Annotated in this window: 15 protein-coding genes; 4 read left to right on the plus strand and 11 right to left on the minus strand. The window is 72.0% G+C overall.

The features are described 5' to 3' along the window. The first annotated feature begins 42 nt into the window (after nt 1-42). Nucleotides 43-360, plus strand: a complete 318-nt coding sequence (locus ACFYY1_RS07920) for a hypothetical protein (RefSeq protein WP_376625720.1) — start codon at nt 43-45, stop codon at nt 358-360. 70 nt (nt 361-430) lie between these two features. Here the strand turns inward: ACFYY1_RS07920 and ACFYY1_RS07925 are convergent, their stop codons facing one another. The 5 genes from ACFYY1_RS07925 to afsQ1 form a co-directional block, all read right to left on the minus strand. Continuing rightward, the gene (locus ACFYY1_RS07925; RefSeq protein ID WP_259928209.1) at nt 431-634 is read right to left on the minus strand and encodes a PspC domain-containing protein; all 204 of its coding nucleotides are present in this window, start codon (nt 632-634) and stop codon (nt 431-433) included. A gap of 93 nt (nt 635-727) precedes the next feature. Further along, entirely contained in the window at nt 728-1,276 is a 549-nt protein-coding gene (locus tag ACFYY1_RS07930; protein WP_388582276.1) for a VanZ family protein, read from the minus strand. An 88-nt stretch (nt 1,277-1,364) separates the two neighbouring features. Next, nucleotides 1,365-1,997 carry a GerMN domain-containing protein gene (locus tag ACFYY1_RS07935; protein WP_388582279.1) on the minus strand — a complete coding sequence of 211 codons (633 nt, stop codon included), beginning with the start codon at nt 1,995-1,997 and terminating at the stop codon, nt 1,365-1,367. Then, nucleotides 1,997-3,535, minus strand: coding sequence for an ATP-binding protein (locus ACFYY1_RS07940; protein WP_388582282.1), 1,539 nt, complete (start codon nt 3,533-3,535; stop codon nt 1,997-1,999). The genes ACFYY1_RS07935 and ACFYY1_RS07940 overlap by 1 nt, the downstream gene beginning before the upstream one ends. Then, nucleotides 3,532-4,209 (minus strand): two-component system response regulator AfsQ1, encoded by a 678-nt coding sequence (afsQ1, locus tag ACFYY1_RS07945; RefSeq protein WP_388583446.1) that lies wholly within the window; start codon nt 4,207-4,209, stop codon nt 3,532-3,534. Before afsQ1 ends, ACFYY1_RS07940 begins: the two co-directional genes overlap by 4 nt. A gap of 192 nt (nt 4,210-4,401) precedes the next feature. Between afsQ1 and ACFYY1_RS07950 the strand changes: the two genes are divergently transcribed. Continuing rightward, nucleotides 4,402-5,163 (plus strand): SigE family RNA polymerase sigma factor, encoded by a 762-nt coding sequence (locus tag ACFYY1_RS07950; RefSeq protein ID WP_266730167.1) that lies wholly within the window; start codon nt 4,402-4,404, stop codon nt 5,161-5,163. A 133-nt stretch (nt 5,164-5,296) separates the two neighbouring features. Here the strand turns inward: ACFYY1_RS07950 and ACFYY1_RS07955 are convergent, their stop codons facing one another. Continuing rightward, nucleotides 5,297-6,004: a uridine kinase gene (locus tag ACFYY1_RS07955; protein WP_388582286.1), complete on the minus strand. Its 708-nt coding sequence runs from the start codon at nt 6,002-6,004 to the stop codon at nt 5,297-5,299. A gap of 63 nt (nt 6,005-6,067) precedes the next feature. Here ACFYY1_RS07955 and ACFYY1_RS07960 point away from each other — a divergent pair, with 63 nt between their 5' ends. After that, a complete protein-coding gene (locus ACFYY1_RS07960; protein WP_388582290.1) occupies nt 6,068-6,487 on the plus strand; it encodes a hypothetical protein in 420 nt (139 codons plus the stop codon). A 70-nt stretch (nt 6,488-6,557) separates the two neighbouring features. Here the strand turns inward: ACFYY1_RS07960 and ACFYY1_RS07965 are convergent, their stop codons facing one another. From ACFYY1_RS07965 to deoC, 3 genes are read right to left on the minus strand one after another with little or no spacing between them, the layout of a single operon-like run. After that, nucleotides 6,558-7,469, minus strand: coding sequence for an aldehyde dehydrogenase family protein (locus ACFYY1_RS07965; protein ID WP_388582293.1), 912 nt, complete (start codon nt 7,467-7,469; stop codon nt 6,558-6,560). Beyond that, the gene (locus tag ACFYY1_RS07970) at nt 7,459-8,898 is read right to left on the minus strand and encodes an aldehyde dehydrogenase family protein (RefSeq protein WP_388582295.1); all 1,440 of its coding nucleotides are present in this window, start codon (nt 8,896-8,898) and stop codon (nt 7,459-7,461) included. Before ACFYY1_RS07970 ends, ACFYY1_RS07965 begins: the two co-directional genes overlap by 11 nt. Before the next feature lie 5 nt (nt 8,899-8,903). Further along, entirely contained in the window at nt 8,904-9,866 is a 963-nt protein-coding gene (gene deoC, locus ACFYY1_RS07975; protein WP_388583448.1) for a deoxyribose-phosphate aldolase, read from the minus strand. Nucleotides 9,867-9,990: 124 nt separating this feature from the next. Between deoC and ACFYY1_RS07980 the strand changes: the two genes are divergently transcribed. Next, nucleotides 9,991-10,644, plus strand: a complete 654-nt coding sequence (locus ACFYY1_RS07980) for a PH domain-containing protein (RefSeq protein WP_388582297.1) — start codon at nt 9,991-9,993, stop codon at nt 10,642-10,644. Nucleotides 10,645-10,687: 43 nt separating this feature from the next. Here ACFYY1_RS07980 and ACFYY1_RS07985 read toward each other — a convergent pair whose 3' ends face one another. Together ACFYY1_RS07985 and ACFYY1_RS07990 are read right to left on the minus strand one after the other, a co-directional pair. Further along, nucleotides 10,688-12,328: a phospho-sugar mutase gene (locus tag ACFYY1_RS07985; RefSeq protein WP_388582300.1), complete on the minus strand. Its 1,641-nt coding sequence runs from the start codon at nt 12,326-12,328 to the stop codon at nt 10,688-10,690. 62 nt (nt 12,329-12,390) lie between these two features. Beyond that, nucleotides 12,391-13,215 carry a purine-nucleoside phosphorylase gene (locus ACFYY1_RS07990; protein ID WP_388582302.1) on the minus strand — a complete coding sequence of 275 codons (825 nt, stop codon included), beginning with the start codon at nt 13,213-13,215 and terminating at the stop codon, nt 12,391-12,393. Nucleotides 13,216-13,302: the final 87 nt, after the last annotated feature.

Below are 13,302 nucleotides of genomic sequence, written 5' to 3' on the forward strand. Positions count from 1 at the left end.
TTCGAAGCCCCCCACATTCCTATCCCCAAGGATGAATTTCACATGAAGCAGTCTGCTGTCAGGACTCTCGGCGTCGCCGCTCTCGGCGCCGCCTTCGCCGCCGCCGCTGCGGGCACCGCCTCCGCCGCCGTGCTGCCGACCGACGCCGCGGGCACCGCTCTGCCGGTCGCGAGCGCGGCGCTGGGAACGGCGACCCAGAGCCTGCCGGTGCAGGAGACGGCCACCAAGCTGCTCGGCACCGACCAGCAGAAGCTCGTCGGCGAGGTCACCACCCCGGCCAAGGGCCTGCTCGGCGGCATGCCCGCGGGCGGCCTCCAGACCGGCGGCCTGTCGGCCAACGGTCTCCCGCTCGGCGGCTGATCCCCGTACCTACGCCTGTGGGGCGGACACCCGAACCGGGTGTCCGCCCCACAGGCGTATGCGTACGAGGTCACCAGGCGGCGGCCGACGACGTCTTCTCGGACGGGAACAGCAGCCACAGCGCCAGGTAGAGCAGGAACTGCGGCCCCGGCAGCAGGCAGGAGACCAGGAAGATCACGCGCATGGTCCCCGCGGAGGTGCCGAAGCGCCGTGCCAGCGCTGCGCACACTCCACCGATCATGCGTCCGTCGCGGGGGCGGGCAAGTGCGGCCATGGTGGGCTCCTTCGCGAACCGTTGCTGGGGAGCAGCTCCGTCGTGCTCCCGATGTCTCCATGGTGGCCCGGCGAACAGGGGCAAAGCGTCGCTCTACGGGGCGATCCCGACCCTGGGAATCGTCGGGGTCGAACCCTGGCCCGCCTCGTCCCTCGGGCGGGGTGCCACCCCGACCCGCTCCCGCTTCCGGCGGCGCAGCCGCGCCCGGCACATGGGTACGACGAGCAGATGGGCGAGGGCCACGCCGATGGTGTTGAGCAGCAGCGAGTCGACGTCGACGACCTGACCGGGCACTCCGGTCTGGGCCAGTTCGATGGTCGTGGAGATCAGCGCACCCGCCGCGACGGTGCGGGCCAGCGAGGCCCACGGGGAGACGGTGAGCCGGCCCCCGGCCATCGGCAGCAGCACACCCAGCGGGGCGAGCAGCAGCAGCCCCTCACCGATCCGGCGGGCGGCCTCGACCGGGCCGAGGGACAGGTCGGCTCTGATACCGGCGAAGGGTCGGAGATTCGAGGCGCCCATCCACGGCACATCGAGCGGACGCAGAGTCAGCCACCCGACGAGCAGCAGATGCGCGATGAGGAGAGTGACCCCGGCCGCGCGGAAGCGGATGACGGCTGTACCGTCCGAACCTTGACGCACGCTCCCCAAGACGCCACGAACGGCAGGATCGGTTCCGCCGCCCCGGAATCCGGCCCGCCCGGCGCGCCCGGAGCAGACCGGCGGGCGCTCAGGCCCCCGTACCCGCCCCGAACGTCGGTACCGCCTTGGGACGCGCCTTCATCTCCGAGGTGCAGAGGTACCCGCGCGGCGGATAGTTCCCGGGCCCGCCCAGCACCACCGTGCCCTCCGGGGCGAGCGAGTCGCTCTCCGCGTACGTGCACACGATCTGCGCCAGCGCCTCGGACCGCAGGTCCTCCGGCTGCTCGCTGAGCCGCAGCGTGCCCGCCCGGTCGCCGCTGCGGGCCCCGCCGACCCGCAGGGCCGCCGGGACGGTCGTGGAGTACCCGGCCCGCCGTTCGGCGGCGGGCGGCTTCAGCAGCAGCTCGTCCAGGAGCGCCTGCGCGATCCGGACCCGGTCCGAAGCGCTCTCGTCGACCTGCACCGTACGGTCCACCGTGACCAGCTGCGAGGAGCAGACCAGATAGACCTGTACGGGGATGCCCTTGAGGGCCTGCGTCGTGACGTCCTCCGCGGACATCGTGCACGGCACCTGCGACGGCGCGGCCCCGGCGTCCACCGGCACCGTGGTGGACCTGATCCCGCAGCCCGCGGCCAGCAGGGCCCCGGCCACGGCCCCGGCCAGTGCCACGGCCGTGCGGCGCGCCCGGCGGCTTCCGCTGCTGCTTCTCGCCCTGCTCATCACGTCGCGTCGCCCTCCTCGTCCCGGTCCCCGGCGTCGTGCCCACCGTCGGAACGGGTGAGCGGCTCGGCATCGCGCGGCAATCGCAGCACGAACACCGCGCCGTCGCCGTCCGGCGAGTTCGCCGCCGTGATGTCACCGCCGTGGATGTGCGCGTTCTCCATGGCGATCGAAAGCCCGAGACCGCTGCCCTCGGAACGCGGGCGCGAGGCGCTGGCCTTGTAGAACCGGTCGAAGACATGCGGCAGCACGTCCTCGGGGATGCCGGGGCCGTGGTCCCGGACCTCGATGACGAGCTGGTCGCCCTCGGTCCGCACCGCGACCCGCACCGGCGAACCGCCGTGCTTGAGCGCGTTGCCGATCAGATTCGCCAGGATCACATCGAGCCGGCGCGGGTCGAGGCGGACCATCATGCCGCGCTCGGCGTCCAGATCCACCGCGTCCAGCCAGGCGCGGGCGTCGATGCAGGCGGTGACCTGGTCGGCGACGTCCACGGTGTCGAGGACGAGCCGGGCCGTACCCGCGTCGAAGCGGGTGACCTCCATCAGGTTCTCCACCAGGTCGTTCAGGCGCCGGGTCTCGCTCACCACCAGGCGTACCGCGGGCGCGATCATCGGGTCGAGGCTGTCCGCCTCGTCCTCCAGCACCTCGGTGACGGCGGTCAGCGCGGTGAGCGGGGTGCGCAGCTCGTGCGACATGTCGGCGACGAACCGCCGGCTGGCCTCGTCCCGCGCGCTCATGTCCGCGACCCGCTTCTCCAGCGAGCTCGCGGTCCGGTTGAACGTACGGGAGAGATCGGCCAGTTCGTCCGTGCCGGACACCACGAGCCGGGTGTCGAGCTTGCCCTCGCCGAGCTTGCGGGCGGCGTCACCGAGCCGCTGCACGGGCCGCAGCACGGTCGTCGCCGCGGCCTGCGCGAGCAGCGCCGAACCGATCAGCGCGAGCCCGGTGGCGATGCCCAGGGACCAGGCCAGCGAGTTGAGGTCCTGCCGCTCCTGGTCGAGCGACTTCAGCATGTAGCCGGTCGGGCCACCACCGATGATCTTCGTACCGCCCACCAGGTACGGCGTGCCGCGGATGCTGGTCCGCTGCCAGAACAGGTGGTACTCGTACTTGTTGCCCGCCTCCACCGGCTGCTTCTTGTTGACCGCCTTCTGCAGCGACAGCGGGACGTTGTCGAGCGTGAAGGTGTCCAGGTCGGAGTTGCCGACGATCGGCTTGCCGGTGTCGCGCTCGTCGACCAGCAGCACGCTGTAGCCGGGCGAACTGCTCGCCATCTGCACCGCGGCGTTCTGCAGATCGTCCCTGGTGGGATGGAGCGGCAGCGAGGCCGCCCGGCTCTGCATCTCCTGGCGGAAGTCCCCGAGCGCGGAGTCCTGGGTGCGGGTCAGCACGGCCTCGCGGTTCAGCCAGTACGCGATCCCCGACGCGGACACCGCGGCGGTCAGCGCCACCAGGGCGAACACCACGACGAGCCGCAGCCGCAGACTGGTCCAGCGAAGACCGGTGAGCAGGCTCCGCTTGACGGTGTCGCTCACTGAGGCGAGTCCAGCCGGTAGCCCACACCCCGGACGGTACGGATCAGGGTCGGTGAGGACGGCACGTCCTCCACCTTGGCCCGCAGCCGCTGCACACAGGCGTCCACCAGCCGGGAGTCACCGAGGTAGTCGTGCTCCCAGACCAGCCGCAGCAGCTGCTGCCGCGACAGGGCCTGGCCCGGCCGGCGGCTCAGCTCCAGCAGGAGCCGCAGCTCGGTCGGCGTGAGCTGCAGATCCTCGCCGTTCTTGGTCACGGTCATCGCGGAACGGTCGATCACCACGCTCCCGAACGACGCGGAGTCGGTGGACTCGCGCTCGCCGCGGCGCAGCACCGCGCGGATCCGGGCGTCGAGCACCCGGCCCTGCACGGGTTTCACCACGTAGTCGTCGGCACCGGACTCAAGACCGACCACGACGTCGATGTCGTCGCTGCGCGCGGTCAGCAGAATGATCGGCAGCTGGTCGGTGCGCCGGATCCGCCGGCACACCTCGAAGCCGTCGATCCCGGGCAGCATCACATCCAGCACGACCAGGTCCGGCCGCTGCTCACGCAGCAGTTTCAGGCCGTCCTCTCCCGTCGCCGCAGTGGCCACACGGTGGCCCTGGCGCGACAGCGAGAGTTCGAGGGCCGTGCGGATGGCGTCGTCGTCCTCGATCAGCAACAGGAAAGGCACGCTGGTCATTCTGACCCATGGTGGCGCCCCAGTTCGACAGTTGGGGTCGACTCATACATCCCACGCGCCCCGGACGCGCGATCGGCGGGCCCTGTGACAGGCCTGTGACAGTCGGCGGACAGGGCCATGAAACTGCCCCGGCAAGCTCTGTGGCACAAGGAACGGACGGACTCCACCGATGGGGGGCGCGAGATGAACGCAACTCACAGCACCACCGCAAGCGCAGTTGTCACGCGTCTCCACGACGTCGGCCGGAGTATCGAGAAGTCCGGCGCCGGGAACGGGCGGGGGTGCGTTCGTGGCGCCGGGCGTCAGCACCTGTCGTACATGACAGTGGTTGACGCGCCTGTGGGGGGCAACGGGGGAAACAACGGGGGCAGCGCGTACGGGGAGGTCACGGGGGAGCGGAAGGCCCCGGCGCAGGGCGAGGACGCCGAAGCGGCGTTCACGGCCTACGTCCGGGAGCGCCGCGCCTCCCTGTACGCAACCGCCTACCACCTGACCGGCGACCGGTTCGAGGCCGAGGACCTGCTGCAGAGCGCCCTCTTCTCGACGTACCGGGCATGGGACCGGATCAGCGACAAGGCAGCGGTCGGCGGCTATCTGCGCCGCACCATGACCAACCTGCACATCAGCGCCTGGCGCAGGCGCAAGCTCAACGAGTACCCGACCGAGGAACTGCCGGAGACGGCGGGCGACACGGACGCGATGCGCGGCACGGAACTGCGCGCCGTGCTCTGGCAGGCGCTGGCGCGGCTGCCGGAACTCCAGCGCACGATGCTGGTCCTGCGTTACTACGAGGGCCGCACCGACCCGGAGATCGCGGCCATCCTCGACATCAGTGTCGGCACGGTGAAGTCCAGCATCTGGCGGTCGCTCCGCCGGCTGCGCGAGGACGAGGTCCTCAGCTTCGGCCGTGACGAGGAGGAGTCCTTCGGCGAGCTGGTGGCCTGAAGGCGAGGGGGACACGGGGGAGAACGGGGCCGCTGCTTCGGGGGAGGCGGCGGAATACGGGGGAAGTGCTGCGGGGTCGGATGGGCCGGGGGGTCCTGTCCGGCCCCGTTCGCGTGCGCGGAACGGGGTGCCGCTATGCCGTCCCGCGTGTGGCCGTCGCGCGGCGGCACCGGCCCGCCGCTGCCGCGGCCAGGCGGCCCAGGGCCTCTTCCTTGCCGCAGGGATGGGCGCCCAGGGCGGTCTGGCGGGCCACGATCCGGCGTTCCGCGCGCATCAGCCGCCAGCCGCGCCGCAGCAGGAACGGCACGGACTTGCGGCCCTCGCGCAGGTCCCGCATCAGGCGGCGGCGGAACGTCGTCGTCGGGCGGCCGCGCAGGCACAGGGCGTCGGCCAGTACGCCGAGTTCCTGGCACCGTTCGACTATGTCCGCCGCGAAGATTCCCTCGGCCACGAACAGCGGTGTGCGCTCGATGTGGAGGGCTTCCCGGTCGACCCGGGAGCTGGTGGCGATGTCGTAGACCGGGACGTGGGTGCGGCCGGTGCGGCACAGCTCCGTGATCGCGGTGACCGCCGCGTCGGCGTCCCAGGACTGTGCGGAGTCCCAGTCGATGTCCGTACTGCCGGGAACGAGCGGCAGCGTGGGGTCGTCGCCCTCCTTGTAGAAGTCGTCCAGGCGCAGCACCGGCAGATCGGTGCGGGCGGCGAGGGAGGACTTGCCGGAGCCGGAAGGGCCCGCGAGCAGCACGACGCGGGTCGGGATCGGTTGGGAATTCACAGGATACGAGTGTGAGGCATTGACCCGCGCAGGGGATCCCCCGGTGCCCTTGTTGGTATCGAGCATCACATCTCAACTACTCTACGCATCCAGATGGTTACTCGATCGTCTCGATCAGGTGGGAATTCCATGGCACGTCATGCACTTTCCAAGTCCCGTCGCCGCGCCCTGCTGAGGGCAGGTCTGACCGTCACCGCGGTGGGTGCCGCGCTCGGTGCGGGGGGTGCGGCGGCCCAGGCGGCGCCGCTGCCCCACGTGCCGGTCGTGGGCGCCGACACCGGCCTCGGTGCGGCCGGGGACGCCGCGAGCGGCGCGGTGACCGGGGCGCTCGGCCACTCGCTCAGCAACGGCATCGCCCCGGTGACGCATCTGCGGCTCGACCCGCTGGCCGGCACGGGCACGGACCCGCTGGACAACGCGGTGGGGACGCAGGTGGCCGACTTCAAGCCGCTCTCCACGGCCGCCGTCACCGACCCGCTGACCAGCGGTGGCGCGCTGAAGGACCTGCCGTTGGTCGGGCCGGTGGCGCAGGCGCTGCACGGCGGCTGAGCAGCCGGGAACGGCCTGTTCCTCCGGGGTGGGTTCCGGAGGGACAGGCCGTTGCCGTGCGGGGAGCCGGTCAGTACGAGGAGCCCGAGACGCCCAGGGCGCCCGTCGGGTGCCAGACCGTCTTGGTCTCCAGGAAGGCCGTCAGGCGGTGGGTGCCCGGATCGGTCGTCCAGTCCGTGCCGCCGCCACCGTCTCCGTCCACAGGCTGTGGACGCAGGACGCGCTTCAGGTTGTCGGCCGCCGCGATCTCCAGCTCCTTCGCGAGGGCGGTGTCGGCGCCCGTGAGGTCGATGGCGTTGACGTCCTGGTGGGAGGCGAGCGGCGTCGCGATCTCCGCCGTCCGGCCGGACAGGATGTTCACCACGCCGCCCGGCAGGTCGGAGGTGGCCAGCACCTCGCCCAGGGACAGCGCCGGGAGAGGGGAGGCGGCGGAGGCGATGACGACGGCGGTGTTGCCGGTCGCGATCACGGGGGCGATCACCGAGACCAGGCCCAGGAACGAGGACTCCTGGGGGGCCAGGACCGTGACCACGCCGGTCGGCTCGGGCGTGGACAGGTTGAAGAACGGGCCCGCGACCGGGTTCGCCCCGCCCACGACCTGGCCGATCTTGTCGGTCCAGCCCGCGTACCAGACCCAGCGGTCGATCGCCGCGTCGACGACGGCCGCCGCCTTGGACTTCGACAGGCCCTCCGCGTCCGCCACTTCCCGCACGAACTGGTCCTTGCGGCCCTCCAGCATCTCCGCGACGCGGTAGAGGATCTGGCCGCGGTTGTACGCGGTCGCTCCCGACCAGCCGCCGAACGCCTTGCGGGCGGCCACGACCGCGTCGCGCGCGTCCTTGCGGGAGGACCGGGGGGCGTTCGCCAGCCACTTGCCCTTCGAGTCCGTCACCTCGTACACCCGGCCGCTCTCGGAGCGGGGGAACTTGCCCCCGACGTACAGCTTGTAGGTCTTGAAGACGCTCAGACGGTTATCGGACATCGAGGTACGCCTCCAGGCCGTGACGGCCGCCTTCGCGGCCGAAGCCCGACTCCTTGTAGCCGCCGAAGGGCGAGGTCGGGTCGAACTTGTTGAACGTGTTGGCCCAGACGACGCCCGCCCGGAGCTTGTTCGCCACCGCGAGGATGCGGGAGCCCTTCTCCGTCCAGATGCCGGCCGAGAGGCCGTACTGGCTGTTGTTGGCCTTGGCGACGGCCTCGTCGGGCGTACGGAAGGTCAGCACCGACAGCACCGGGCCGAAGATCTCGTCGCGGGCGATGGTGTGCGCCTGGGTGACGTTGGTGAACAGCGTCGGGGCGAACCAGTAGCCGGCGGAGGGGAGTTCGCAGGGGGCGCTCCAGCGCTCGGCGCCCTCCGCCTCGCCCGTCTCGGTGAGCGCGGTGATCCGGGCCAGCTGCTCCGCGGAGTTGATCGCACCGATGTCGGTGTTCTTGTCCAGCGGGTCGCCGAGCCGGAGCGTGGACAGCCGGCGCTTCAGCGCGTCCAGCACCTCGTCCTGGATCGACTCCTGGACCAGGAGCCGGGAGCCCGCGCAGCAGACCTGGCCCTGGTTGAAGAAGATGCCGGTGACGATGCCCTCGACGGCCTGGTCGATCGGGGCGTCGTCGAAGACGATGTTGGCACCCTTGCCGCCCAGTTCGAGGGTGACCTTCTTGTCCGTGCCGGCGACCTGGCGGGCGATGGCCTTGCCGACCGCGGTCGAGCCGGTGAAGGCGACCTTGTTCACGTCCTCGTGCGCGACGAGGGCGGCGCCCGCGTCCCCGTACCCGGGAAGGATGTTCACGACACCCCTGGGCAGGCCCGCCTGGCGGCAGATGTCCGCGAAGAACAGCGCGGAGAGCGGGGTCGTCTCGGCGGGCTTGAGGACCACCGTGTTGCCGGTGGCGAGCGCCGGGGCGATCTTCCAGGCCAGCATCAGGAGGGGGAAGTTCCAGGGGATGACCTGGCCCGCGACGCCGAGGGGACGCGGGTTCGCGCCGTAGCCCGCGTGGTCCAGCTTGTCGGCCCAGCCCGCGTAGTAGAAGAAGTGCGCGGCGACGAGGGGGAGATCGGCGTCCCTCGTCTCCTTGATCGGCTTGCCGTTGTCCAGGGTCTCCAGGACGGCCAGCTCGCGGCTGCGCTCCTGGATGATCCGGGCGATCCGGAAGAGGTACTTGGCGCGCTCGGAGCCGGGCAGCGCGGACCACTTCTCGAAGGCCTTGCGGGCCGCCTTCACGGCCCGGTCGACGTCGGCCTCGCCGGCCTGCGCCACCTCGGAGAGGACCTCTTCGGTGGACGGCGAGACCGTCTTGAAGACCTTGCCGTCGGCCGCCTCGGCGAACTCGCCGTCGATGAACAGCCCGTACGAGGGCGCGATGTCGACGACCGAGCGCGACTCGGGGGCGGGGGCGTACTCGAATGCAGATGCCATGGGGATCAGTCCACCGTCACGTAATCGGGGCCGGAGTAACGGCCGGTGCTGAGCTTCTGGCGCTGCATCAGCAGGTCGTTCAGCAGGCTGGAGGCGCCGAAGCGGAACCAGTGGTTGTCCAGCCAGTCCTCGCCCGCCGTCTCGTTCACCAGCACCAGGAACTTGACCGCGTCCTTGGACGTGCGGATGCCGCCGGCCGGCTTCACGCCGATCTGCACGCCGGTCTGCGCGCGGAAGTCGCGCACGGCCTCCAGCATCAGCAGGGTGTTGGCGGGCGTGGCGTTCGTCCCGACCTTGCCGGTCGAGGTCTTGATGAAGTCGGCGCCCGCCAGCATGCCGAGCCAGGAGGCGCGGCGGATGTTGTCGTACGTGGACAGCTCGCCGGTCTCGAAGATCACCTTGAGGCGGGCGTCGGGGCCGTCGGCCCGCGCGCACTGCGCCTTCACGGCGAGGATCTCCTCGTACACCTTCAGGTAACGGCCGGAGAGGAACGCGCCCCGGTCGATCACCATGTCGATCTCGTCGGCCCCGGCGGCCACGGCGTCGCGGACGTCCGCGAGCTTCACGTCGAGCGCGGCGCGGCCGGCCGGGAAGGCCGTCGCCACGGAGGCCACCTTCACGCCGGAGCCGGCCAGCGCGGCGACGGCGGTCGCCGCCATGTCGGGGTAGACGCAGACCGCCGCGGTGCGCGGGGTCGTGCGGTCGGTCGGGTCGGGGTTGACGGCCTTGGCGGCGAGGGCCCGGACCTTGCCCGGGGTGTCCGCGCCTTCCAGCGTCGTCAGGTCGATCATCGAGATGGCCAGGTCGATGGCGTACGCCTTGGCCGTCGTCTTGATCGAACGGGTGCCGAGGGACGCGGCGCGCGCTTCGAGGCCGACGGCGTCGACGCCGGGCAGCCCGTGCAGGAAGCGGCGCAGCGCACTGTCGGACGCGGTCGCGTCGCTGAATGCTGGAGCTGTGGTGGGCATGGTCACCAGAGGAGCATATCTACGCGCGTAGCGACCTGTACAGGGGGACCACCTCTCCGCGCGGGGCGCGGCCTGGGGGCGGCCGCCCCGGCGCCCCTTGCGCCCGTCAGGCAGAATCGGGCCCATGACGAGCCCCACACCACCCGCCGAGCCGGTCTACGCCGACCGGACCTTCCGCTCGCCCGCCGGGATCGTCGGGGGCGTTCTGCTGCTCCTGCTCATCTGCTGGATCGGCGGGGACGCCCTGATCCGGGGCAACGGCCGGGTGCCGTGGCTGGCGCTGGCGGGGATGCTGACCGCGGTGCCGCTGGTCGTCGCCTTCACGCTGCGACCGGTCGTGCTCGCCAACGAGCAGCGCATCCGGATCCGTAACCCGTTCCGGACGATCGGCATGCCGTGGACCGAGGTCGCGGATCTGCGGGCCGGGTATTCCTGCGAGCTGTTCACCGAGGGCGGCGCCAAGTACCAGCTCTGGGCGGTGCCGGTGTCGCTGCGGCAGCGGAAGAAGGCGGCCCGGCAGCAGTCCCGGCGGTCGCTGGACGACCCGTACGACCGGACGTCCGTGCACGCCGATGTCCGCGACACCAAGGCCCGGATGGCGACGGCCGACCAGACCGTGGCGGACCTGCGCGAGCTGGCGGAGCGGGCGAGGACGGGCGGCGCGGGCGCCGCCGCGGGGTCCGGGGAGCCGTCGGTTTCGGTGCGCTGGGCGTACGAGGTGATCGCACCGGCCGTGGTGGGCGCGGTGCTGCTCGTGGTGCTGTTCGCGACCGGCTGAGGGCGGGCCGCCCGACTTCCGGCCGGGGCCGGGCGGCCTCCGCTCAGATCCCGGCCGCGGCCGCCAGATCGCGCTTGATCCCGTCGAGCAGCTCGGCCCCCCTGGCCCGCGCCGCCGGCAGCTCGTCCGCCGAACCGACCGGCACCACGACCTCCAGATAGCACTTGAGCTTCGGCTCGGTGCCGCTCGGGCGGACGATCACCCGGGCGCCCCGGAGCTGGTAGCGGAGCCCGTCGGTGGGCGGCAGCTCGGCCGTGCCCCGCGCCAGGTCCTCGGCCGAGACGACGGCGAGGCCCGCCAACGCGGCCGGGGGCTGCTCGCGCAGCCGCGCCATGGCGTCGGAGATGACCGACAGGTCGCTCACCCGGACCGACAGCTGGTCGGTGGCGTGCAGCCCGTGGACGAGCGCCAGGTCGTCGAGGAGATCGAGCAGCGTACGCCCCTGCTCCTTGAGCACGGAGGCGAGCTCGGCGACGAGCAGCGCGGCCGTGATGCCGTCCTTGTCGCGCACGCCCTCGGGGTCGACGCAGTAGCCGAGCGCCTCCTCGTACCCGTAGCGCAGCCCGTCCACCCGGGCGATCCACTTGAAACCGGTCAGCGTCTCCTCGTGGCCGAGCCCCGCCTTCCGGGCGATCCGGCCGAGCAGCGAGGACGACACGATCGACTCGGCGAAGACGCCGCTCACGCCCCGGTCCACCAGGTGGGCGGCGAGCAGCGCCCCGACCTCGTCGCCGCGCAGCATCCGCCAGCCGCCCTCGGCGGCGGGGTCCGGGACGGCGACGGCGCAGCGGTCGGCGTCCGGGTCGTTGGCGATGACGATGTCGGGGTCCGTGCGGCGGGCGGTCGCGAAGGCGAGGTCCATCGCGCCGGGCTCCTCCGGATTGGGGAACGCGACGGTGGGGAACGCCGGGTCGGGCTCGGCCTGCTCGGCGACGAGCACCGGCGCGGGGAACCCGGCCCGGTCGAAGGCGGCGGTCAGCACCGACGTACCGACCCCGTGCATCGCGGTGTACACGACCCGGGCGGTACGCGGCGAACCCGCGGCGAGCACCGCGTCCGTGCGGGCCAGGTAGGCCGCCAGGACCTCCTCGCCGAGGGTCTCCCAGCCCTCGTCGGGGCGGGGCACGCCGTCGAGCGGGCCGACCGCGGCGATCTCGGCGGCGATCTCGCCGTCCGCCGGGGGGACGATCTGCGAGCCGTCGCCCAGATAGACCTTGTAGCCGTTGTCGCGCGGCGGGTTGTGGCTGGCGGTCACCTCGACGCCCGCGACGGCGCCCAGGTGCCGTATGGCGTACGCCAGCACGGGAGTGGGCAGCGGGCGGGGGAGCACGGCCGCCCGCAGGCCCGCGCCGGTCATCACGGCCGCGGTGTCGCGGGCGAAGTCGGCGGACTTGTACCGGGCGTCGTAGCCGATGACGACGAGCCCGCCGCCCTGCCCCTGCGCCTTCAGATACGCGGCGAGCCCGGCCGCGGCGCGGATGACGACACAGCGGTTCATCCGCATCGGCCCGGCACCCAGCTCACCGCGGAGCCCGGCGGTGCCGAACTGCAGGGTGCCGGCGAACCGTGCGGCGAGCTCGTCGGCACTCCCGGATTCGATGAGCGCGGCGAGCTCGTCGCGGGTCTCGGGATCGGGGTCCTCCGCGAGCCACGCCTTGGCCTGCGCGATGAGGTCCTGCTGCACGGTGTCCGCCTTCCTGCGGTGCTTCGTGGGTGGGTGCGTGCGCGGATCCGGCCGCGGCCGGATCAGATGCGTTCGAGGACCCGGGCCAGCAGCGCGCCCATGCGCGTGGCGGAGTCCCGGCCCGCCTGGAGCACCTCTTCGTGGTTGAGCGGCTCCCCGCTCAGCCCCGCCGCGAGGTTGGTGACCAGCGAGATGCCCAGCACCTCGGCGCCCGCCTCGCGCGCCGCGATGGCCTCCAGCACGGTGGACATGCCGACCAGGTCGCCGCCCATCACCCGGACCATGTTGATCTCGGCCGGCGTCTCGTAGTGCGGGCCGGGGAACTGCACGTACACCCCCTCTTCGAGGGTCCCGTCGACCTCCTTGCACAGCGCGCGCAGCCGCGGCGAGTACAGGTCGGTCAGATCGACGAAGTTGGCGCCGACGATGGGGGAGGCTGCCGTCAGGTTGATGTGGTCGCTGATCAGCACCGGCTGACCGGGGCGCATGCCCTCGCGCAGACCGCCGCAGCCGTTCGTCAGGACGACGGTCCCGCACCCGGCCGCGACGGCGGTACGGACCCCGTGCGCGACGGCGGCGACGCCCCGGCCCTCGTAGAAGTGCGTACGGCCGAGGAAGACCAGGACCCGCTTCTCACCGATCTTGTACGAGCGGATCGTTCCGCCGTGCCCCTGCACGGCGGGCGCCGGGAAACCGGGCAGCTCGGTCACCGGGAACTCGGCCTCCGGAGCGCCGAGCGCATCGCCCGCGGGCGCCCAGCCGGAACCCATCACGAGCGCGACGTCGTGGGTCTCGGCACCGGTCAGCTCGCGCAGGCGGGCGGCGGCGTCGGCGGCGGCCGCGTACGGGTCGCCCTGGATGTTGTCCGGAATAACTGATGCGTTCACGCGGATGAGGGTAGCCGGTGATTCCCTACGCGCGTAGATGCCCTTGTGCAGAGTCTGTACACGCTTGCTCGTACATTCACACAAAAG

This window comes from Streptomyces sp. NPDC001890 (assembly GCF_042891445.1).
Taxonomy (GTDB): domain Bacteria; phylum Actinomycetota; class Actinomycetes; order Streptomycetales; family Streptomycetaceae; genus Streptomyces.